Raw genomic sequence first — 21753 nt, 5'->3', positions numbered from 1 at the left:
TCCACCCTGCCGAGGCCTTGCGATGAGCGCCATTCCCGCCGACCTCCGCCTGACCTCGCCGTGGCGCAGCGCCTGGCCGGCGCTGCTGGCGCTGGTCGGCGCGATCGTGCTGCTGTACCGCGACACGCTGATGGCGATGGTCGACGTGTGGACGCGCTCGGAGACGTTCGCCCACGGCTGGGTCGTCGCACCGATCGCCCTGTGGCTGATCTGGCGCCAGCGCCAGCGCCTGGCCACGCTGACCCCGCAGCCCGCGCCCTGGGTGCTGCTGCCGATGGCTGCGCTCGCGCTGGCCTGGTTCGCCGCCGACCTCGTCGTCGTCAACGCGCCGGCGCAGTTCGCCTTCGTCGGTCTGCTGATCCTCGCGGTGCCCGCGGTGCTGGGGTTCGAGGTGATGCGCGCGATCCTGTTCCCGCTGCTGTTCCTGCTGTTCGCCGTGCCGTTCGGCGAGTTCACGGTGCAGCCGATGATGGAGTGGACCGCCGACTTCGTCGTGCTCGCGTTGCAGTGGACCGGGGTGCCGGTGTTCCGCGAGGGGCTGCGCTTCGTGATCCCGACCGGCAGCTGGTCGGTGATCGACGAGTGCAGCGGCGTGCGCTACCTGATGGCGTCGTTCATGGTGGGGTCCCTCTTCGCCTACCTGAACTACCGCTCTTACAGGAAGCGCGCGGTGTTCATGGCGTTCTCGCTGGTGGTGCCGATCCTCGCCAACTGGCTGCGCGCGTACATCATCGTGATGCTCGGCCACCTGTCGGACAACAAGATCGCCACCGGCGTCGACCACATCCTGTACGGCTGGGTGTTCTTCGGCGCCGTGATCTTCGTGATGTTCGTCATCGGCATGCGCTGGGCCGACCCCGACGAGCCGGTGCCGGGCCGAGGCGCGGCCGCCCTGTCGGCCGAGGCGTCGCAGGCGGCAAGGCAGCGCACCGTCGTCGCGCTGGCCGGCGCGACGCTGGTGGTGCTGCTGCCGCACGTCGCGCTGTGGGGCCTGCAGGCCTCGGAGCGCGCACAAGCCGAGCCGCAACTGCATCTGCCCGATCGTCTGGGCGCGTGGCAGGCCACCGAGGCGTCGTCTGCCGACTGGTCGCCGCACTTCGTGAATCCCTCCGCGGCGCTGCGGCGCAGCTACGCCGGGCCTGCGGGCACGGTGACGGTGGACGTCTTCTACTACCGTGCCCAGAACGCCGAACGCAAGCTCGTGAACTCGCTCAACGGACTGATCAGCCACAACGAGCGGCAGTGGAGTCAGCGCGGCGGCGGCACGGTGGCGGTCGACGGCGGTGGGCAACCGGTCACGCTGCGCGCCGCCGAAGTCATCGGGCCCGAGCGCGGCAGCGGCGTGCCGAGGCAGCACCTGGTCGTCTGGCACGGCTACTGGGTCGACGGTCGATTCGTCACCGGCGACCTGCCGGCCAAGCTGGCCGGCGCGGCGTCGCGCCTGCGCGGCCACGGCGACGACGGGGCGGTGCTGGTGCTGCACGCACCGGCGGCGTCGAAGGCCGCACTTCAGGCGTTCGCGAGCGAGCACCTCGGCGTGGTGGCGCAGTCGCTGCAGCGCGTCCACGACGCGCGATGACGCCGCGCGGCAACGCATCGAGATCCAATGGGAAGGGACACAGCATGACCACCGTCGCCGTCATCGGCCTGGGCTACGTCGGCCTGCCGCTCGTCGTCGAGTTCGGCAAGCACCTGCGCACGATCGGCTTCGACATCGCGCAGCACAAGGTCGACGCCTGCCTGCGCGGCACCGACCCGTCGCGCGAGCTCAGCGACGACGAGATGGCGCAGGCGAAGAACGTCGTCTACACCAGCGACCCGGCGCTGCTCGGCGAGGCCGACATCATCGTCGTCGCGGTGCCCACGCCGGTCGACGAGGCGAAGATCCCCGACTTCACGCCGCTCGTCGGCGCCAGCACCAGCGCCGGGCGGCACATGAAGAAGGGCGCGATCGTCGTCTTCGAGAGCACCGTCTACCCCGGCGCCACCGAGGAGGTGTGCATCCCGGTGCTCGAGCGCGAGAGCGGAATGACGTGGAAGCGCGACTTCTTCGTCGGCTACAGCCCCGAGCGCATCAACCCGGGCGACAAGGAGCACACGCTGACGAAGATCCTGAAGATCGTCAGCGGCGACACGCCCGAGACCCTGGACAAGGTGGCGAAGCTGTACGAGACGATCGTGCGCCCCGGCGTGCATCGCGCGAGCAGCATCAAGGTGGCCGAGGCCGCCAAGGTCATCGAGAACACGCAGCGCGACCTGAACATCGCGCTGATGAACGAGCTGGCGATCATCTTCGACAAGCTCGGCATCGACACCAGCGAGGTGCTCGAGGCCGCGGGCACGAAGTGGAACTTCCTCAAGTTCAAGCCCGGGCTGGTGGGCGGCCACTGCATCGGGGTCGACCCGTACTACCTGACGCACAAGGCCGACATGATCGGCTACCACCCGCAGGTGATCCTGGCCGGGCGGCGCATCAACGATGGCATGGGCAAGTTCGTCGCCGAGCAGACCGTCAAGCACATGATCGCTGCGGGCAGCTACATCAAGGGTGCCAAGGTCAACGTGCTGGGGCTGACCTTCAAGGAGAACTGCGGCGACCTGCGCAACAGCAAGGTCATCGACATCGTCCGCGAGCTGCGCAGCTACGGCGTCGAGGTGCATGTGACCGACCCGCTCGCCGAGCCCGAGGAGGCGATGCACGAGTACGGCGTGCGGCTCGAGCGCTTCGACGACCTGCCGCGCGCCGATGCCATCGTCGCCGCGGTCGCGCACCGCGAGTACATGGACCTGGGCCTCGAGGACTTCGGCCGCAAGATGGTCAAGGGCGGGGCCTTCATCGACGTGAAGGCGGCTTTCGACCCGAAGGACTTCGAGGCGGCGGGGTACAAGGTCTGGCGGCTGTGAGCGGCCGGTCCGGCCGCGCCGGACCGCCTGCACCCGCTGCGTGACGGTTCGGCCGTGCTGTTCACGACCTCGACCTTCATCGTCCTGTTCCTGCCGGCGACGCTGGTCGGCTACTTCCTGCTGGGACGGCGTTCACCCGGTGCAGCCGCTGCGTGGCTGTTCGCCGCATCGCTGTTCTTCTACGGCTACTGGATGCCGCAGTTCACGCTGCTGCTGCTGGCCTCGATCGCGGCGAACTTCGTGTTCGGCATGCGCATCGGCGCGGCGCACCGCGCCGGGACGCGGGTCGGGCCGTACCGCGCTGCGACGCTGTGGCTCGTCGCCGGCGTGACCTTCGACCTGGGGCTGCTCGGCTACTTCAAGTACGCCAACTTCTTCGTCGACAACGTCAGCGCACTGCTCGGCACCGAGTGGCGCATCGGCGAGGTGATCCTGCCGATCGGCATCTCGTTCTACACCTTCACGCAGATCGCGTTCCTGGTGGACACCTGGTACGGCAAGGTCAACGAGTACCGACCGGTGCACTACGGACTGTTCGTCACCTACTTCCCGCATCTGGTCGCGGGGCCGGTGCTGCATCACGCGCAGATGATGCCGCAGTTCGCGAACCCCGCCGTCTACCGTTTCGACGCCGCCAACTTCTTCGGCGGCGTCGTCATCTTCGGCATCGGGCTGTTCAAGAAGGTCGTCCTTGCCGACGGCGTGGCGCCGTACGCCGACGCGGTGTTCACGCCCGTCGATGCGGGAAACCTGCCGGGCACCGAGGAGGCCTGGCTCGCGGCGCTGGCGTACACGCTGCAGCTGTACTTCGACTTCTCGGGCTACTCGGACATGGCCATCGGCCTGTCCTGGATGTTCAACATCCGCCTGCCGTACAACTTCGACTCGCCTTACAAGGCCACGAGCATCAGCGACTTCTGGCGCCGCTGGCACATCTCGCTGTCGACGTTCCTGCGCGATTACCTGTACATCGCGCTCGGTGGCAATCGCAAGGGCCCGGTGCGTCGCTACCTGAACCTGGCCGCCACGATGGTGCTCGGTGGCCTGTGGCACGGCGCGAGCTGGTCGTTCGTGCTGTGGGGCGCGCTGCACGGCGCCTACCTGATGGTCAACCACGCTTTCCGCGGCGCCGTCGAAAGGCTCGGCTGGCAGGCCGCGCTCGACGGTAGCCGGGCATTCACGACGCTGGCGTGGGCGCTGACCATGCTCTCGGCGATCGTCGCCTGGGTGTTCTTCCGCGCCGAGACGCTGCCGGGCGCGCTGCGCATGCTCGAAGCGATGAGCGGCCAGGGCGCTGGCGTCGCCGACGCCGGGCAGCTGCTCTGGAACGCCGGTCTGGCGGCCTCGGTCGGTTGGGGTTGGATTGCCGCGCTGGGTGCGTTGGCGGTGTGGGCGCCCAACAGCAACCGCATCGGCGAACACGTGCTGGCGGCGTTCGCGCAACGCGACGAGCGCTGGGCGTTCTGGGGCGTGGCGGGTCTGGTCGGCACGCTGTTCGTCGCCCTCGTCAACAACGCGCGCGACTCGGTCAGCGCGTTCATCTACTTCAACTTCTAGCATGCGGCGGGTGCTCGCCTCGACCGTCGCCGGCTTCGTCGTCGCCTTGCTGGTGCTGGAGGTGGTCCTGCGCCTGCTGCCGGTGTCCACGGCGACGATGACCGGCTACCACGTCGACCCCGACATCCTGACCTATCCTGCACGCCATCGCTGGACCGTCTCCACCGGCTGGGACCTGCGCAACCCGCAGCAACTGCGCGGCAACAACCTGGGGTTCGCCAGTGACGTCGACTTCGTTCCCGACACGGGCGCCGTGGCCCTGATCGGCGACAGCTACGTCGAGGCCTCGATGCTCGACGCCCGGCATCGGCCCGCGGCGCAGCTGCAGGCCAGATTGGAGCCGCGACGTGCGGTGTACGGCATGGGCACCCCCGGCACCGCGCTGCTCGACTACGCGCAGCGCGTGCGCTTCGCCCGCGAGCAGTTGTCGGTGCGCGACTTCGTCGTCTGGCTCGAAGGCGGTGATGCGCGGCAGGCCCTGTGCGGATCGGGCAACGTCGTCAGCCGATGCCTCGACCCGCGCACGCTGCTGCCGACGATCCAGCGCCGACCGCCGCCGTCGGCCGTGCAGCGCTGGCTGCGCCACAGCGCGCTGGCGCAGTACGTGTACTCGCAGCTGAAGGTCGACTGGCGGCGCCTCGCCGTGGCCGCCATCACGCGCACGACGCCGGAGGCTGCGGCGTCGCCGGCGTCGCCGCGTGCCGCGCCGTCGAGCGATCGTGCGATCGAGCGGGCACGCGCAGTGGCCGACGCGGCGGTCGACCAGTTCTTCCGCGACGTCGCGCCGCATCTTGGCGGGCAGCTGCTGTTCGTCGTCGACGGCCAGCGTGGCGGCCCGCCGGCGCGACCGACGCTGGCCGACGCCGAGCGCCGTTTCATGATCGAGCGTCTGCGCTGGCACGGCGCCGAGGTGCTCGACATGGAACCCGTCTACGCCGCGCACGTGGCGCGGTCCGGCTGGTCGCTGGAGGTCGGGCCCTACGACCGGCACCTGAACGCCCGTGGCGTCGCGCTGGTGATGGACAGCGTCGCCGCACGCCTTCGGCCATGACCGATCGCACTCGCCCGCTGATCGCCCACGTCGTCTTCCGCTTCGACGTCGGCGGCCTCGAGAACGGCGTCGTGAACCTCATCAATCACCTGCCGGAACACGCCTACCGACACGTCGTGATCTCGCTCACCGAGGTCACCGACTTCGCCCGGCGCCTCCGCCATCCCGACGTGCGCTGCATCGCATTGCGCAAGCCGCCGGGGCACACGTGGCGGCTGTACCCGAAGCTGCTGACGCTGTTGCGCGAGCTGCGCCCGGCGATCGTGCACACGCGCAACCTCGCGGCGCTCGAGGTGCAGCCCGCCGCGTGGCTGGCGGGCGTGCCGGTGCGCATCCACGGCGAGCACGGGCGCGACGTGGGCGACGTCGACGGCAGCAACCGCGCCTACCAGCGCGTGCGGCGGCTGTACCGGCCGTTCGTGCAGCACTACGTGGCGCTGTCGCGCGACCTGCAGCAGTACCTCGTCGACAAGGTGCATGTGCCGCCGGCGCGCATCACGCAGATCTACAACGGCGTCGACACGCAGCGCTTCCACCCGGCTGCCGACGGCCCCGTGCCGATCGACGGCTGCCCGTTCGACCCCGTGCGCCACTGGCTGGTCGGCACGGTCGGGCGCATGCAGGCGGTCAAGGACCAGCCGACGCTGGCGCGCGCCTTCGTGCGCGTGCTCGAACTGCAGCCGGGCTTGCGCACGCGGCTGCGTCTGGTCCTCGTCGGTGATGGGCCCCTGAAAGCGTCCTGCGAGGCCGTGCTGTCCGACAGCGGCGTGCGCGACCTGGCCTGGCTGCCCGGCGAGCGCACCGACGTGCCCGCCGTCATGCGCGGCCTGCACGCCTTCGCGCTGCCGTCGCTGGCCGAGGGCATCTCCAACACCATCCTCGAGGCGATGGCCAGCGGGCTGCCGGTGCTGGCCACCGCGGTCGGCGGCAATGCCGATCTGGTGGAAGACGGCGTCACCGGCGCGCTGGTGCCACCGGCCGACGATCAGGCCATGGCTCGGGCGCTGGTGGCGCTCGCCGACGATCCCGCCCGCGCCGCGGCGATGGGCCGCGCCGGCCGCGCGGCCGCCGAGGAACGGTTCAGCCTGCAGGCGATGGTGAATGCCTACCAGGGCGTCTACGATCGGGCGCTCGCTGCCGCGGGCGTGCCGACGCCCCCGCCATCGAACGCCGAGGCGGTGTCGACCCCGCCGCGCGCAGGGCTCGTGGTCGGGCGTCGGCTCGACCACGAGGAACGCAACAAGCGGTAGTCGGCTATCCGGTCGAGCCTCGACCGCGCCAACGACGCGGCTCGCGCGGCGTGCGTCGGTGGTTGGCCGGGCGGATCCGTCAGGTGGGTGGGCCGCCATCGTGCAGTGCCGATGCACGCGGCCTGTCGACGCCAGGCCGGCTGAGGCTTGCCGTTGAGTGGCTCGGTCGCACCATCCCGCGTTCAAGGGGGTCGAGCCGTGTGTCGGAAATCATGACACTCGCGCGCAGCACAGGCCGACGGCCGTGGAGCGTCCCAAGCCTCGCCTACCATTGACCTTCGTCCATCGCCGGCCGGCGCCCCCTGCGGGCCTGTCGGCCGCGAACCCCCATCCCCATGTGCGGCATCACCGGCATCTTCGACACCCGTGACCGGCGCGACATCGACGGCGCGGTGTTGCAGCGCATGAACGATTCGCAGTTCCACCGTGGCCCCGACGAGGGCAGCGTGCACGTCGAGCCGGGGCTGGGCTTCGGGCACCGGCGGCTGTCGATCATCGACATCGCCACCGGCCAGCAGCCGCTGTTCAACGAGGACGGTTCGGTGGTCGTCGTCTTCAACGGCGAGATCTACAACTACCAGCAGCTGATCCCCGAACTGCAGGCCGGCGGCCACGTCTTCCGCACCAAGAGCGACACCGAAGTCATCGTGCACGCCTGGGAGCAGTGGGGCGAGGCCTGCGTCGAACGCTTTCGCGGCATGTTCGCCTTCGCGCTGTGGGACCGCCACCGCCAGACGCTGTTCCTCGCGCGCGACCGCCTGGGCGTCAAGCCGCTGCACTACGCGCTGCTCGACGACGGGCGGCTGCTGTTCGGCAGCGAGCTGAAGAGCCTGCTCGCGTACACCGACGGCCGCGGCGGCCTGCGGCGCGACCTGGACCCGCTGGCGATCGAGGAGTACTTCGCGCTGGGCTACGTGGCCGAGCCGCGCACGGTGTTCAGGCAGGCGCTGAAGCTGCCGCCGGCGCACACGCTGGCCATCCGCCGCGGCCAGCCGCTGCCGGCGCCGAAGGCGTACTGGGACGTGCGCTTCACGCTGGACAACCCGATCGGGCTCGACGACGCCTGCGCCGAACTGCAGCAGCGCCTGGCCGAGTCGGTGCGGCTGCGCATGATCTCGGAAGTGCCGCTGGGCGCGTTCCTGTCGGGCGGCGTCGACTCGAGCGCCGTGGTGGCCACGATGGCCGGGCTGTCGCGCGAGCCGGTCAACACCTGCAGCATCGCCTTCGACGACCCGACCTACAACGAGAGCGAGTTCGCGCAGATGGTCGCAAACCGCTACCGCACCCATCACCGCGTCGAAACCGTCAGGTCCGACGACTTCGACCTCATCGACACGCTGGCCACGCTGTACGACGAGCCCTACGCCGACAGCTCGGCCATGCCGACCTACCGCGTGTGCCAGCTGGCGCGCAAGCACGTGACGGTGGCGCTGTCGGGCGACGGCGGCGACGAGAGCTTCGCCGGCTACCGCCGCTACCGCCTGCACCTGATGGAGGAGCGCATGCGCGCCGCGCTGCCGCTGGCGATCCGCCAGCCGGTGTTCGGGCTGCTCGGGCGCGTCTACCCGAAGGCCGACTGGGCGCCGCGCGTGCTGCGCGCCAAGACCACATTCGAAGGCATGGCGCGCACGTCGGTCGAGGCCTACTTCCACTCGGTGTCGATCCTGCGCGGGCCGATGCGCGAACGGCTGTTCAGCCCGCGGTTCAAGGCGCTGCTCGGCGGCTACGACGCGCTGCAGGTGTTCGAGCGCCATGCCGCGCGGCACGCCGACCTGTCGGGCACCGACGATCCGCTGGCGCTGGTGCAGTACCTCGACCTGAAGACCTACCTCGTCGGCGACATCAACACCAAGGTCGACCGCGCGAGCATGGCGCACAGCCTCGAGGTGCGCGAGCCGCTGATGGACCACCCGCTGGTCGAGTGGCTGGCCACGCTGCCGATGTCGCTGAAGGTGCGCGGCAGCGAAGGCAAGCTGCTGCTGAAGAAGGCGATGGAGCCGCTGCTGCCCGCCGAGGTGCTGTACCGCCCGAAGATGGGCTTCGCGGTGCCTTTGGATCGCTGGTTCCGCGGCCCGCTGAAGCAGCGCGTGAAGGACGCGGTGCTCGGCGAGCGCCTGGCCGCCACCGGCTGGTTCGACCGCAAGTACCTCGAGCACCTGGTGAGTGCGCACCAGAACGGCACCCGCGACTACAGCTCACCGCTGTGGTCGCTGCTGATGTTCGAGGCGTTCCTGCGGCAGGTGGTCGACGGCCGGAAGGCGGCCGCGCCGCAGGTGCACGAAGAGGCGACCCCGGCATGAGCCTGCGCATCCTCCACGTCCTCGACCACTCGGTCCCGCTGCACAGCGGCTACACGTTCCGCACGCTGGCCATCCTGCGCGAGCAGCGCCGGCTCGGCTGGCAGACGTTCCACGTCACCAGCCCCAAGCACACCGCCACGCGCGACAGCGAGGAGACGGTCGACGGCTGGCACTTCTACCGCACGCTGGTGCCCAGCGGCGGACGCAAGCTGCCGGGGCTCGGCGAGTTCGAGCTGATGCGCCAGTTCGAGCGCCGGCTGCGCGCGGTGGCGCAGCTGGTCGAGCCGCACGTCATCCACGCGCACTCGCCGGTGCTCAACGCCATCCCCGCGCTGCGTGTGGGCAAGGAGCTGGGTATCCCGGTGGTCTACGAGGTGCGTGCCTTCTGGGAGGACGCCGCCGTCGACCACGGCACGACGAGCGAGGGCAGCCTGCGCTACCGCCTGACCCGCCAGATGGAAACGCACGCGCTGCGCCGCGCGGCGCACGTGTTCACGATCTGCGAGGGGCTGCGCGGCGACATCGCCGCGCGCGGCATCCCGGCCGAGAAGGTCACGGTGATCCCGAACGCCGTCGACATCGAGAAGTTCGAGCCCGGCGGCGCGCCCGACGAGGCGCTGAAGGCGCAGCTGGGCCTGTCGGGCTGCACCGTCGTGGGTTTCATCGGCTCGTTCTACGCCTACGAGGGGCTCGACCTGCTGCTGGCGGCGCTGCCCACGCTGCTCGCACGCAGCCCCGACCTGCGCGTGCTGCTGGTGGGCGGCGGGCCGCAGCACGAAGCCCTGAAGGCGCAGGCCGGCGCGCTCGGCGTGGCCGACAAGGTGGTGTTCACCGGCCGCGTGCCGCACGACCAGGTGCAGCGCTACTACGACCTCGTCGACGTGCTCGCGTACCCGCGGCACTCGATGCGGCTGACCGAACTGGTCACGCCGCTCAAGCCGCTCGAGGCGATGGCGCAGGGGCGCCTGCTGGTGGCCAGCGACGTCGGCGGCCACCGCGAGCTGATCCGCCACGGCGAGACCGGCTGGCTGTTCGACGCCGACGACACCGGCGCGCTGGCGCAGGCCATCGTCGACCTGCTGGCGCAGCGCGACCGGTGGCCGACCCTTCGCGCCGCGGGGCGCGCCTTCGTCGAGCGCGAGCGCAACTGGGCGCGGTCGGTGGCGCGCTACCGGCCGGTGTACGAGGCCCTCGCGGTCGGCGCCGAAGCGTGAGCGCGCTCGGCGGTCTGCGCCTGACGGTCGTCGGCCCGCTGCCCCCGCCGGCCGGCGGCATGGCGAACCAGACGCGGCAACTGGTCGAACTGCTGGGCCGGTGCGGCGCCGACGTGCAGCTGGTGCAGACGAACGCGCCGTACCGCCCGTCGTGGGTGTCGCGGCTGCCGGTGGTGCGCGCGGGTTTTCGTCTGCTGCCGTACCTGGTGCGGTTGTGGCGCGCGGCCGGGCGCAGCGACCTGTTCCACGTGATGGCGAATTCCGGCTGGTCGTGGCACCTCTTCGCCGCGCCGGCGGTGCGCGTGGCCGCCGCGCGTGGCGTGCCGGTGGTCGTGAACTACCGTGGCGGCGAGGCTGCGGCTTTCCTCGCCCGGTCGCATCGCAGTGTCCGCCGCACGATGTCGCTGGCGAAGGTCGTCGCCGTGCCTTCGGGGTTCCTGCGCGAGGTGTTCGCCAGGCACGGCATCGCGGCCGAGGTGGTGCCCAACGTCGTCGATCTCGAGCGGTTCCATCCGCCGGAGACCGCGCGGCCGCGCGCGGCGCACCTGGTCGTCACGCGCAACCTGGAACCCATCTACGACAACGCCACCGCGATCCGGGCGCTGGCGTTCGTGCGCAACCGCGTGCCCGACGCGCAGCTCACGATCGCCGGTACCGGGCCCGACTTGGCGTCGCTGCGGGCGCTGGCGGTCGAACTCGGCATCGGTGAAGCGGTCGAGTTCGCCGGCCGGCTCGACCGCGACGCGGTCGCGGCGCTGTATCGGCGCGCCGACATCGCGCTGAACCCGAGCACCGTCGACAACATGCCGAACTCGGTGCTCGAGGCGCTGGCCAGCGGCGTGCCGGTGGTCAGCACCGACGTCGGCGGCATTCCGCACATCGTGCAGGATGGCACGACAGCGCTGCTCGTGCCGCCGCGCGACCCGGCGGCGATGGCCCGCGCGGTGCTGCGCCTGCTGGACAATCCCCGCGAGGCGGAACAGCTCGCCGCGGCCGGCCTCGCGTCGGTGGACCGGTACACCTGGCCCCGGGTCCTCCCGGTGCTCGCCGACGCGTACGCCCGCGCGGCGGGCCAACCCTGAATCGCGACCCGGCACCAGCCCATGCGTGACCTGCTCGTTGCCTTCATCGTCTTCGGTTCGCTGCCGTTCATCCTGAAGCGGCCGTTCTGGGGCATCGTCCTGCTGGCCGGCCTCGGCTACATGAACCCGCACCGGCTGTGCTACGGCTTCATGTTCAGCATGCCGGTGGTGCAGATCGTCGCGCTGGCCACGCTGATCGGCATGCTGGCCTCGAAGGAGGCCAAGCGCATGGTCTGGAGCCGCGAGATCTGGGTGCTGCTGATCTTCGTCTTCTGGATGGGCCTGACGACCACGCAGGCCTTCTTCTTCGCCCCGGCCATCGAGCAGTACGAGAAGGTCGTGAAAGTCCAGATCCTGACCTTCATGACGCTGCTGATGCTGACCACGCGCGAGCGTGTGCACGTCTTCGTCTGGGCCATCGTGCTGTCGCTCGGCTTCTACGGCGTCAAGGGCGGGCTGTTCACGCTGGCCACCGGCGGCGCGCACCGCGTGCAGGGGCCGCTGGGCACCTTCATCGGTGGCAACAACGAGATGGCGCTGGCGCTGGTGATGACCATTCCGCTGATGCGTTACCTGCAGCTGCACGAGCAGAACCGGCACATCCGCCTCGGACTGACCGCGGCGATGGTGCTCACGGTGATCGCCGCGATCGGCAGCCAGTCGCGCGGCGCGCTGGTGGGGCTGCTGGTGACCGGGGCGGTGTTCTGGTGGAAGAGCCGCAGCAAGTTCTACACCGGCATTCTGATCGTCGTCGCGGCGATGGTCGCCGTCGCCGTGATGCCGCCCGAGTGGTACGAGCGCATGGGCACCATCAAGACGTACGAGGAGGATGCCTCGGCGATGGGCCGCATCTACGCCTGGCAGACGGCCATCGGCATCGCCAACAACCGCTTCTTCGGCGGCGGCTTCGAGACCTGGCACCCGCGCGTGTTCTTCCTCTACGGGCCCGGCGGCAGCTTCGCGCGCGACGTGCACAGCATCTACTTCGAGGTGCTCGGCGAGCACGGCTGGGTCGGCCTGATCCTGTTCCTGTCGCTGCTCGGCTTCACCTGGTTCAAGTGCGGCAGCATCGCGCGCCTTGCGAGGTCGCAGCCCGACCTGCTGTGGGCGCGCGACCTGGCCGCGATGGTCCAGGTGAGCCTGGTCGCCTACATGACCGCCGGCGCCTTCCTCGGACTGGCGTACTTCGACTTCGTGTACCACCTGGTGGCCATCGTCGTCGTCGTCCACCACCTGGTGACGGCAGGCCGAGCGCAGGCGCAACCCGCTGCGGCGTCGGCGCCGCTGTCGCTGTTCGGCGCCATTCGACACGCCTGGTTGCCGACCACGGGTCGGGCGTGACGGTGGCAGGAGCGACTGGCATGGCTCCAGCAGCGCCGCAGCCCTGGCCGGCTGCGCCGGTCTGGAGGCGCGGATGAGACTGCCGTCCGCCGTGGCGGGGAAGCTGGTCTACCCGGTGCAGGAGCGACTCGTCGGCCGTCCCACGTTCGCCTACCTCGAGTCGCTCGAGCGCAGCCAGTGGCTCGATCGTGCGGAGGTCGAGGCCTTGCAGTGCCGCAAGCTGCGCGAGCTGCTCGCGGTCGCGCGCGACCACTCGCCCTGGCACCGTCGGCGCCTCGAAGCGGCCGGCCTGCGGCCCGACGACGTGACCGATCTCGCGGACCTGCGGCGCCTTGCACCGATGAGCAAGCGCGACGCCGCCGCGCACGGCGCCGAGATCGTCTGGCACGGCGTGCCCGGCGGCGCGCACAGGTACACCACCGGCGGTTCGAGCGGCGAACCGCTGATCTTCCACTTCGGGCGCTGGCGACAGGCGTCGGACGCCGCCGGACGCATGCGCGCGCGGCGCTGGTGGGGCGTCGATCTGGGCGACCCCGAGGTCTACCTGTGGGGCGCGCCGGTCGAGCTGAGCAAGACCGACCGCGTGAAGACGCTGCGCGACCGGATGATCAACCAGCTGGTGCTCAACGCCTTCGCGATGTCGCCGGCGCGCATGGACACCTACCTCGACGCGCTCGAGGGGTTCGAGCCGCGCTGCCTCTACGGCTACGCCAGCTCGGTGTCGCTGCTCGCGGCGCACGCCCAGGCGCGCGGGCGCCGGTTGCGACTGCCGAAGCTGAAGGTCGTGTGCACCACCGGCGAGCCGCTGTACGACCACCAGCGCGCGCTGATCGGTGCGGTGTTCGGCGCCCCGGTGGCCAACGAATTCGGCAGCCGCGACATCGGTTTCACCGCGCACGAGGCGCCGGGCGGGCAGATGCTGCTGATGAGCGAGAGCATCGTGCTCGAGGTGCTCGACGCCGCCGGCGAGCCGGTCGCCCCCGGCGAGATGGGCGAGGCCGTGATGACAGGGCTGTGCTCGCAGGCCCAGCCGTTCATCCGCTATCGCACCGGTGACATGGTGCGCATGAGCGCGCAGCCCGACTGCGGCGGCCGGGGCCTGCACGTCATCGCCGAGGTGGTCGGTCGCCACACCGACTTCCTCGTGCGGTCCGACGGCACCATCATGCACGCGCTGGCCGGCATCTACGTGCTGCGCGCCACCGAAGGCGTGGCCGAGTTCAAGCTGATCCAGCACACGCTGCGCGACCTCGAGGTGCTGGTCGTCGCCGGTGCCCGCTGGGTGCCGGACCGCACCCGGTCCATCGAGGCCGGGCTGCGCGAGCGCTTCGGTGCCGACACGCGCATCATCGTGCGCGTCGTCGACGCCATCGCGCCGGAGGCGTCGGGCAAGCACCGCTACGTCGTCAGCCACGTGCCGCTGGCGGGCGAGCTCGCACGCGCGGCACCCATCCACTGAGTTCGAACACGGCGAGGTCATGAACCTTCTCGACATCGCGCGACTGCCGTTGCGCTACAAGCCCTGGCGGCCGAGGCATCTCGCGTTGGTGTGGGACAGCGTGCGCGGCACCGCGACCGCGCAGCAGTCGCACGAGGTGCACCTGGCGGCCACCGTCGACTGGCTGTGCCGCGCGCAGGACGTGCGCGACGCGGAGCCGGACGCCGGCGGCGTGTCCGCAGGCTGGAGCTTCGAGGACGGCTGGCTGCCCAGCTACCCCGAGACCACCGGCTACATCGTCGAGACGATGCTCGCTGCGGCCGAGGTGCTGCGGCGGCCGGAACTGCGCGATCGTGCGCAGCGCATGATCGACTGGGAACTGTCGATCCAGCTGCCCGACGGCGCGTTTCCGGGCCACTTCGGCGAGCCCGGCAGCCGCCCGGTGATCTTCAACACCGGCCAGATCATGCACGGCATGATCGCCGGGCACACGCAACTGGGTCGCGCGGAGTGCCTGGCCGCCGCGGTGCGCGCGGGCCACTGGCTGGCCGACCAGCAGGACGACGACGGCTGCTGGCGCCGTTTCGAGCACCACGACACCCCCCACGTCTACAACACCCGCGCGACCTGGGCGCTGCTCGCCACCGGGCTGGTCGCCGACGAGCCGCGCCTGGTGCGCGCCGCGCGCAAGAACCTCGACTGGGCGCTGACGCAGCAGACCGCCAGCGGCTGGTTCGCCACCAACGCCTTCGTGCCTTGGCGCTCGCCGTTCACGCACACCATCGCGTACGCGATCCGCGGCCTGCTCGAGTCCGGCGTGCTGCTCGGCGATGCGCGCTACCTCGACGCCGCGCTGAAGGCCGCACGCGGCATCGCTGCGGTGCAGCGCGCCGACGGCTGGCTGGCCGGCACGTATCGCGACGCCTGGGTGGCCGACGCCTCGTACGCCTGCCTGACCGGCGTCGCGCAGATGAGCCTGAACTGGACGCGCCTGGCGCAGGCGGCGGGCGCCGACGAACTCCGCGTGCACGCCCGTTCGGCGCTGGACTACCTGAAGACCGTGCAGCGGCTCGACCACCCCGACCCGGCGGTGCGCGGCGGCATCGCCGGCTCGGCGCCCATCTGGGGCGACTACTCGCGTTTCGAGTATCCGAACTGGGCCGCCAAATTCCTCGCCGATGCGCTGATGATGGACCTGCGCGACATCGCGGTGCCGCCGGTGCCCGCGGTCGCCGCGCATGCCGCCGGAGCGCCCCGTGGCTGACGCGACGGTGCCGCTGCGCGTGATGGTGCTGTGCGGACGCAGCCCGCGCCACCTGTACGTAGCCAACACGCTGTGCCGCGCGGCCGACGTGCTGGCGATTGTGCAGGAGACCGGCTCCGACGTTTCGTGGCGATCGCTGGCGAAGAAGCTGCGCCCGGACGGCCTGGCGCGCAAGGCATGGCGATGGCTGCGCGACCGGCGGCGCTACACCGGGCAGGGCGAGGCGCGCTTCTTCTTCGGCGACGGCGCGCCGCGGCTCGACCGAAGCGACCTGGTGCGCGAAGTGCCGCACATCAACCACGCCGACGTCGTCGCGCTCGCGCGTGAACTCCAACCCGATCTGCTTGCGGTGTTCGGCACGTCGCTGATCCGCGGCGAACTGCTCGAGCAGGGGCGCCTGGGCATCACCAACCTGCACGGCGGCCTGTCGCCCGAGTACCGCGGTGCCGACTGCACATTCTGGGCGCTGTACAACGGCGAGCCGCACAAGGTCGGCTGCACGCTGCACTGGATCGACGCCGGCATCGACACCGGCGGGCTGATCGCGCACGTCAGTCCCGACGTCCGCGACGACGACGACGAACTGACGCTGTTCTGGCGTGCCGTGCGCACGAGCGCCGACGTCTACGCGCAACTGCTGCGTCGGCTGGCCGCCGGCGAACGCTTCGGACAGGTGCAGCCGCACAAGGGCCGGCTGTACCAGGTCAAGCAGCGCGGCTGGCGGCACGAACGCCGGCTCGAGCGGCTGCTGCGCGGCGGGATGCTGCGCGGGCTCAACCTGGCGACGCGCGTGACGTGGTTTCCGGCGCAGGCCGGTTCGCAGCGCACCGTTGCGCGCGCGGCCGCGCCGGTCGTGACAAGGTGAGGCGAGGGCGACGTGCCGGCCGAGTCGATCTCGTGGGCCACCGCCGTCGGCGCGCTGCTCGCGCTGTGGCTCGCAGGCCTGGCGGTGGTGGTTCGCGTGCACCGTCGTGACCTGGCGCGCCTGCGGCGGGAACCGGTGTTCCGCCATCCGGTGCTCGTGCTGGACAGCGACGACTGGGGCGCCGGGCCGCTGTCGCAGGCACCGGCGCTGCGCGCGCTGGCCGACGTGCTGGCCGCGCACCGCGACGCGCATGGGCGCACGCCCGTGCTCAACCTCGCGCTGGTGTTCGCCGTGCCCGACGGGCCGGCGATCCGCGCCGAGGGGGTGTACCGGCGCCTGGACCTCGACGATGCGCGCTTCGCGCCCATCGTCGACGCGCTCGTCGCCGGTCGCGAGCGCGGCGTGTTCACGCTGCAGCTGCACGGCCTCGAGCACTACTGGCCGCCGACGCTGATGTCCTGCGACGACCCCGCGGTGGCCGGCTGGTTGCGCCAGGATGCACCGGCCGCGACCGAGCTGCTGCCGTCGCACCTGCAGAGCCGCTGGGTCGACACGAGCCGCCTGCCATCCGAGCCGCTGCCGCAAGCTGCGGTGAACGACGCCGTGGCGCAGGAGGTTCGTGCCTTCGAGCGCATCGTCGGCGCCGCACCGGCCGTCGTCGTTCCGCCGACCTTCGTCTGGAGCCGCGCCGCCGAAGCGGCCTGGGCGCGCCACGGCGTGCGTTGCGTCGTCACGCCCGGCTGGCGCTACACGTGCCGCGGCGCCGACGGGCTGCCCGGCGGTGACGAGGGCCCGATCGTCAATGGCGACCGCGACGGCGACCTGGTGTACCTGGCGCGAACCGACTACTTCGAACCACTGCGGGGCCGTGACGCCGACCACGCGCTGGGCGTGCTCGACGCTGCGGTGGCCGAGGGCCGCGTCTGCGTGCTCGAGAACCACCGCGACAACTTCATCGGCGACGCCACCGCCTGCCGGCGCAGCCTCGACGAGCTCGACCGCCTGTGCCGCGAGGCGCTGCGGCGCCACCACGGGCTGCGCTTCCTGTCGTCGCCGGAACTGGCACGCATCGTGCGCGAGCGCGATGCGCAGTGGCTGGTGGCCGGCTGGCGGCAGCGGCTGCCGTTCCTCTGGCGGCGCCTGCACCGCACGGGCCGGCTGTGGAAGCTGCTGGTGCTGACCGGCGCCGCGGCGGTCGGGGCATTGACGGTGCGGCTGCTGGCCGCCCCGTCGGGTTCGACACCGGTGCACCATGCGACCTGACACCGACGCCCGCTTGACGCCGCCACCGTCCACCGCCGCGTCGGAGCGTGGCGCGCCGCTGTCGCTGCTGATGCTCACCGAGTTGTTCCTGCCCACCAAGGGGGGCACCGCGGTGTCGTTCGACGACGACTTCCGGCGCCTGGGCGGCAAGTCGGTGCACGTCGTCACTGCGGCGGTGCCAGGCGACAAGGCGTTCGACCGCGACCATCCCAACACCGTGCACCGGTTGGTGCTCGAGCGCCGCGAGTGGTTGCGCCCGGAATCGCTGCTCATCTACAGCCGGCTGTTCTGGACTTCGCTGAAGCTCGCCTGGCACCATCGCTTCGCCGCCGTTTTCGCCGGGCGGGCCTTGCCCGAAGGCATCGTCGCCTGGGTCATCGGCCGCCTGCGCGGCTGCAAGGTGTTGATCTACGCGCACGGTGAGGAGCTCACCGGCTGGGGCCGCGGGCGCAAGTTCCAGGCCATGTGCTTCGCGCTGCGTCGCGCCGACCACGTGCTGGCCAACAGCGACTTCACCCGCGACACGCTGGTGTCGCTGATCGGCGTGCGCCCCGAGCGCATCGTGATGACGTACCCGACGGTCGACGTCGAGCGGTTCCGCCCCGGCCTGCCGTACGACGACCTGCGCGCCGGCATCGGACTGGCGAGCGGCCAGGCGCTGGTGCTGTCGGTCGGTCGGCTGCAACGGCGCAAGGGGTTCGACCAGATCGTGCGCGCGTTGCCGGGGCTCGTCGCGCGCGGCATCGACGTGCACTACGCGATCGTCGGCATCGGCGACGACCACGATCACCTGCTGGCGCTGGCGCGCGAGCACCGCGTCTTGGACCGCCTGCACCTGCTGGGCCACGTCGAGCCGGCCGACCTGCCGCGCTGGTACAACGCCTGCGATCTGTTCGCGATGCCCAACCGCGACATCCGCGGTGACACCGAAGGCTTCGGCTTGGTGTTCATGGAGGCCAACGCCTGCGGCAAGGCGGTCATCGCCGGCCGCGCCGGCGGCACCGGCTCGGCCGTCGAGGACGGGCTCAACGGCGTGCGCATCGACGGCGAGGACGTGCGCGCGGTCGAGGACGCGATCGCCGGCATGCTGCTCGACGCGGCGGGCACGCAGCGCATGGGGCAGGCCGGCCGCGAGCGCACCGCCAGCCGCTTCACGTCCGACCAGCGCGCCGAACTGATCCGCCGGCTCGTCGAGGTCGACCGCGTCGGGCGCCCGCACAGCGACGATCGTGCGCCGCAGCGCCCGTTGCGCGTCCTGATGTACGCCGCCTACCTGGCACCGGAGTACAGCGGCGCCGGGCTGCAGGCGCTGACGCTTGCCGCCGCGCTCCGCCGGCGCGGCCACCACGTCGAGTTCGTCACCAACCGCTGGCCGGGTCTCGACGACCACGCGCGGATCGACGGTTTCACCGTGCGGCGCCTCGAGCCGGGGCGGCTGCGCAAGCACCGCGAGTTCCGCCTGTGGTTCCACCTGGCGCGCTACGCGTGGGCGCGCCGGCACGACTTCGACATCCTGCACAGCCACGGCGCGTACTACACGCATGCCTTCATCGGGCCGCTCGCGCGGCTGCTGGGCCTGCGCTCGCTCGTCAAGGCCAGCCTCGCGCGCGACGATCTGCTCGACCTGTCGCGTCCGGTCAGCGGCACGATCCATCGCCGGATGCTGCGGCTGGTCGACGCCTACGTCGGCACCAGCAACGACCTGGTCGACGAGTTCCGCGCCGCCGGACTGCGCCTCGAGCGCATCCACCACGTGCCGAACGGCGTCGACGTCGCGCGCTTCCGTCCGGCCCCCGTGGCGCAGCGGCCGGCGCTGCGCGCCGCGCTAGGCCTGCCGCAGGACCGGCAGGTCGCGCTGTACGTCGGCGTGCTCGACCAGCGCAAGAACATCCGCTGGCTGGCCGAGCAGTGGGTTCGGCACGACGCCTTCGGCACCGGCGCGCTGCTGGTGGCCATCGGCCCACAGGGACGCGACGACACCGGTGGCGCGCTGCGCGCGCACCTGGCGGCGCTGTCGCTCGAGCACCCGGGCCGCTTCGTGCTGCACGACTTCGACGCCGACGTGACGCTGTACTACCAGTGCGCCGACGTGCTGGTGCTGCCGTCGTACAAGGAAGGCATGCCCAACGTCGTGCTCGAGGCGATGGCCAGCGGGCTGCCGTGCGTGGCCGCGCGCGCCAGCGGCAGCCGCGAGCTGATCGTCGAGGGCGAGACCGGTTGCACCTACGAGCCCGACGACGTGCAGGCGCTGGCCACGTCGCTGCGTCGCTGCCTGGGTCCCGACGCGGGGCAGATGGGCGCGCGAGCGCGTCGGCTGGCCGAGCAGCAGTACTCGATCGACCGCATCGCCGACCGGTACGAGCGACTGTATTCGCGCATACTCGCCGCGAGGCTGTGAACCTGCGCAGCCGACCCCCGCCACCCGCCGACACCCGAGGCACGCCATGATCATCCGCGCACGCGCGCCACTGCGCCTGGGGCTGGGCGGCGGCGGCACCGACGTGTCGCCGTACTGCGACCAGTTCGGCGGGCTGGTGCTCAACGCGACGATCGACAAGTACGCCTACACGGTGATCGAACCCGGCGGCGCGGCCGACGGCCTGCAGTTCACCGCGGCCGACAAGCAGCAGTCGTGGACGGGTGAGGCCGACCCGGTGCTGCCGCTCGACGGCCAGCTCGACCTGCACAAGGGTGTCTACAACCGCATCGTGCGCGACTTCAACGGCGGCCGGCCGCTGCCGCTGCGCCTGACGACGCACACCGACGCGCCGCCAGGCTCGGGCCTGGGGTCGTCGTCGACGCTGGTGGTCGCGATGATCAAGGCTTTCGTCGAGTGGCTGAACCTGCCGCTGGGCGAATACGACATCGCGCGGCTGGCCTTCGAGATCGAACGCCGGGACGTCGGCCTGTCGGGCGGCCGACAGGACCAGTACGCGGCCACCTTCGGCGGCTTCAACTTCATGGAGTTCCACCCGCACGAGCGCGTGGTGGTGAACCCGCTGCGCATCAAGAACTGGATCGTTTCCGAGCTCGAGGCGTCACTGCTGCTGTACTTCGGCGGCGTGTCGCGCGACTCGGCGCGCATCATCGACGAGCAGACCAGCAACGTGAAGGCGAAGGACAGCGCCGCCATCGACGCGATGCACGCGCTCAAGGCCGAAGCCGTCGCGATGAAGGAGTGCCTGCTCAAGGGCGACTTCGACGGCCTCGTCGAGTCGATGAACGCCGGCTGGCTGGCCAAGAAGCGCATGGCCAGCAGCATCTCGAACCCGCAGATCGAAGCCAGCTACGAACTGGCGAAGCAGGCCGGCATGCGCGCCGGCAAGATCTCGGGTGCCGGCGGCGGCGGCTTCATGATGCTGCTCGTCGACCCGGTGCGGCGCATGGACGTGATCCGCGCGCTGCAGACCACGCCAGGCCAGATCTACAACTGCCACTTCACCGAGATCGGAACCCAGGGATGGAAGATCTACTGAACGGCGGCATCGCGGGCCAGTTCGGCGAGACGGCGCGCAACCTGCACGCGATGAGCGAGGACGCCGCACTGCACGCCACGCTGGCGCGCGTGGCTGCGGCCTGCATCGACGCGCTGCGCCAGGGCGGCAAGGTCCTGTTCGCCGGCAACGGCGGCAGCGCCGCCGACGCGCAGCACCTGGCCGGCGAACTGGTCAGCCGCTTCAACTACGACCGCCCCGGCCTGGCCGCCTTCGCGCTGACCACCGACACGTCGGTGCTCACGGCCATCGGCAACGACTACGGCTACGAGCGGCTCTTCGCGCGCCAGGTGGAAGCGGTGGGCCGGCGCGGCGACGTCCTCGTCGCCATCTCCACCTCGGGGCGCTCGCCCAACATCCTCGCCGCCCTGCAGGTGGCGCGCGACCGGGGGCTGGTCACCGTCGGCCTGACCGGCCGCGGCGGCGGGCGCATGGCCGAGTTCTGCGACCACGTGCTGCGCACGCCGTCGGACGCGACGCCGCGCATCCAGGAGGGCCACATCGCGATCGGCCACACGCTGTGCTGGCTGATCGAGCGTGCGCTGTTCCCGCGCACCGACGGCGGCGGGGCGCGCGCGGCGTAGATGCAGGCCATCGTGCTCGCGGGCGGGCTGGGCACGCGCCTGCGCAGCGTCGTGCCCGACCTGCCGAAGCCGATGGCGCCGGTGGCCGGCCGGCCCTTCCTCGCCTGGGTGCTCGACGCGCTGGTCGACGCGGGCTTCGAGCGCGT

Annotated in this window: 17 protein-coding genes; all 17 read left to right on the top strand. The window is 71.2% G+C overall.

The features are described from left to right. Window positions 1-22 precede the first annotated feature (22 nt). Window positions 23-1579: an exosortase A gene (gene xrtA, locus PKC53_RS13360; protein WP_324429377.1), complete on the top strand. Its 1557-nt coding sequence runs from the start codon at window positions 23-25 to the stop codon at window positions 1577-1579. 44 nt (window positions 1580-1623) lie between these two features. Next, on the top strand, window positions 1624-2904 hold the full coding sequence (locus tag PKC53_RS13355; protein ID WP_324429375.1) for a nucleotide sugar dehydrogenase: 1281 nt from the start codon (window positions 1624-1626) through the stop codon (window positions 2902-2904). Between the two features lie 54 nt (window positions 2905-2958). Next, complete coding sequence (locus PKC53_RS13350; protein WP_324429373.1) at window positions 2959-4461, top strand: MBOAT family protein; 1503 nt, start codon at window positions 2959-2961, stop codon at window positions 4459-4461. Window positions 4462-4471: 10 nt separating this feature from the next. Further along, window positions 4472-5512, top strand: coding sequence for a hypothetical protein (locus PKC53_RS13345; protein WP_324429371.1), 1041 nt, complete (start codon window positions 4472-4474; stop codon window positions 5510-5512). Continuing rightward, complete coding sequence (locus PKC53_RS13340; protein WP_324429368.1) at window positions 5509-6762, top strand: TIGR03088 family PEP-CTERM/XrtA system glycosyltransferase; 1254 nt, start codon at window positions 5509-5511, stop codon at window positions 6760-6762. Before PKC53_RS13345 ends, PKC53_RS13340 begins: the two co-directional genes overlap by 4 nt. Window positions 6763-7097: 335 nt before the next feature. Continuing rightward, entirely contained in the window at window positions 7098-9062 is a 1965-nt protein-coding gene (locus PKC53_RS13335; RefSeq protein WP_324429366.1) for an XrtA/PEP-CTERM system amidotransferase, read from the top strand. A 2-nt stretch (window positions 9063-9064) separates the two neighbouring features. After that, entirely contained in the window at window positions 9065-10276 is a 1212-nt protein-coding gene (locus tag PKC53_RS13330; RefSeq protein ID WP_324429412.1) for a TIGR04063 family PEP-CTERM/XrtA system glycosyltransferase, read from the top strand. Next, a complete protein-coding gene (locus tag PKC53_RS13325) occupies window positions 10273-11358 on the top strand; it encodes a glycosyltransferase family 4 protein (RefSeq protein ID WP_324429364.1) in 1086 nt (361 codons plus the stop codon). Before PKC53_RS13330 ends, PKC53_RS13325 begins: the two co-directional genes overlap by 4 nt. 21 nt (window positions 11359-11379) lie before the next feature. After that, window positions 11380-12699 carry a putative O-glycosylation ligase, exosortase A system-associated gene (locus tag PKC53_RS13320; protein ID WP_324429362.1) on the top strand — a complete coding sequence of 440 codons (1320 nt, stop codon included), beginning with the start codon at window positions 11380-11382 and terminating at the stop codon, window positions 12697-12699. A 73-nt stretch (window positions 12700-12772) separates the two neighbouring features. Next, complete coding sequence (locus PKC53_RS13315) at window positions 12773-14158, top strand: phenylacetate--CoA ligase family protein (protein ID WP_324429360.1); 1386 nt, start codon at window positions 12773-12775, stop codon at window positions 14156-14158. Between the two features lie 19 nt (window positions 14159-14177). Next, on the top strand, window positions 14178-15401 hold the full coding sequence (locus tag PKC53_RS13310; RefSeq protein WP_324429358.1) for a prenyltransferase/squalene oxidase repeat-containing protein: 1224 nt from the start codon (window positions 14178-14180) through the stop codon (window positions 15399-15401). Continuing rightward, window positions 15394-16266 carry a formyl transferase gene (locus PKC53_RS13305; protein ID WP_324429356.1) on the top strand — a complete coding sequence of 291 codons (873 nt, stop codon included), beginning with the start codon at window positions 15394-15396 and terminating at the stop codon, window positions 16264-16266. The genes PKC53_RS13310 and PKC53_RS13305 overlap by 8 nt, the downstream gene beginning before the upstream one ends. A gap of 12 nt (window positions 16267-16278) precedes the next feature. Then, window positions 16279-17529, top strand: coding sequence for a hypothetical protein (locus tag PKC53_RS13300; protein ID WP_324429354.1), 1251 nt, complete (start codon window positions 16279-16281; stop codon window positions 17527-17529). 13 nt (window positions 17530-17542) lie between these two features. Further along, window positions 17543-19927, top strand: a complete 2385-nt coding sequence (locus tag PKC53_RS13295) for a glycosyltransferase family 4 protein (RefSeq protein WP_324429352.1) — start codon at window positions 17543-17545, stop codon at window positions 19925-19927. Window positions 19928-19973: 46 nt separating this feature from the next. Next, window positions 19974-21005, top strand: coding sequence for a dehydrogenase (locus PKC53_RS13290; RefSeq protein ID WP_324429350.1), 1032 nt, complete (start codon window positions 19974-19976; stop codon window positions 21003-21005). A 50-nt stretch (window positions 21006-21055) separates the two neighbouring features. Then, window positions 21056-21607 (top strand): D-sedoheptulose 7-phosphate isomerase, encoded by a 552-nt coding sequence (locus tag PKC53_RS13285; RefSeq protein ID WP_324429410.1) that lies wholly within the window; start codon window positions 21056-21058, stop codon window positions 21605-21607. After that, window positions 21608-21753 (top strand): NTP transferase domain-containing protein (locus PKC53_RS13280; protein ID WP_324429408.1); only part of this gene is annotated, 146 nt, incomplete at its 3' end.

The sequence above is a fragment of the Azohydromonas sp. genome (assembly GCF_035325925.1).
In the GTDB taxonomy this organism is placed as follows: Bacteria; Pseudomonadota; Gammaproteobacteria; order Burkholderiales; family Burkholderiaceae_C; genus Calidifontimicrobium.
This window is presented reverse-complemented; position numbering and strand designations above follow the sequence as displayed.

Coding starts and splice junctions, on each gene's coding strand:
- xrtA (WP_324429377.1), top strand. CDS start 23: ATGAGCGCCATTCCCGCCGACCTCCGCCTGACCTCGCCGTGGCGCAGC.
- PKC53_RS13335 (WP_324429366.1), top strand. CDS start 7,098: ATGTGCGGCATCACCGGCATCTTCGACACCCGTGACCGGCGCGACATC.
- PKC53_RS13285 (WP_324429410.1), top strand. CDS start 21,056: ATGAGCGAGGACGCCGCACTGCACGCCACGCTGGCGCGCGTGGCTGCG.
- PKC53_RS13310 (WP_324429358.1), top strand. CDS start 14,178: ATGAACCTTCTCGACATCGCGCGACTGCCGTTGCGCTACAAGCCCTGG.
- PKC53_RS13340 (WP_324429368.1), top strand. CDS start 5,509: ATGACCGATCGCACTCGCCCGCTGATCGCCCACGTCGTCTTCCGCTTC.
- PKC53_RS13315 (WP_324429360.1), top strand. CDS start 12,773: ATGAGACTGCCGTCCGCCGTGGCGGGGAAGCTGGTCTACCCGGTGCAG.
- PKC53_RS13290 (WP_324429350.1), top strand. CDS start 19,974: ATGATCATCCGCGCACGCGCGCCACTGCGCCTGGGGCTGGGCGGCGGC.
- PKC53_RS13355 (WP_324429375.1), top strand. CDS start 1,624: ATGACCACCGTCGCCGTCATCGGCCTGGGCTACGTCGGCCTGCCGCTC.
- PKC53_RS13320 (WP_324429362.1), top strand. CDS start 11,380: ATGCGTGACCTGCTCGTTGCCTTCATCGTCTTCGGTTCGCTGCCGTTC.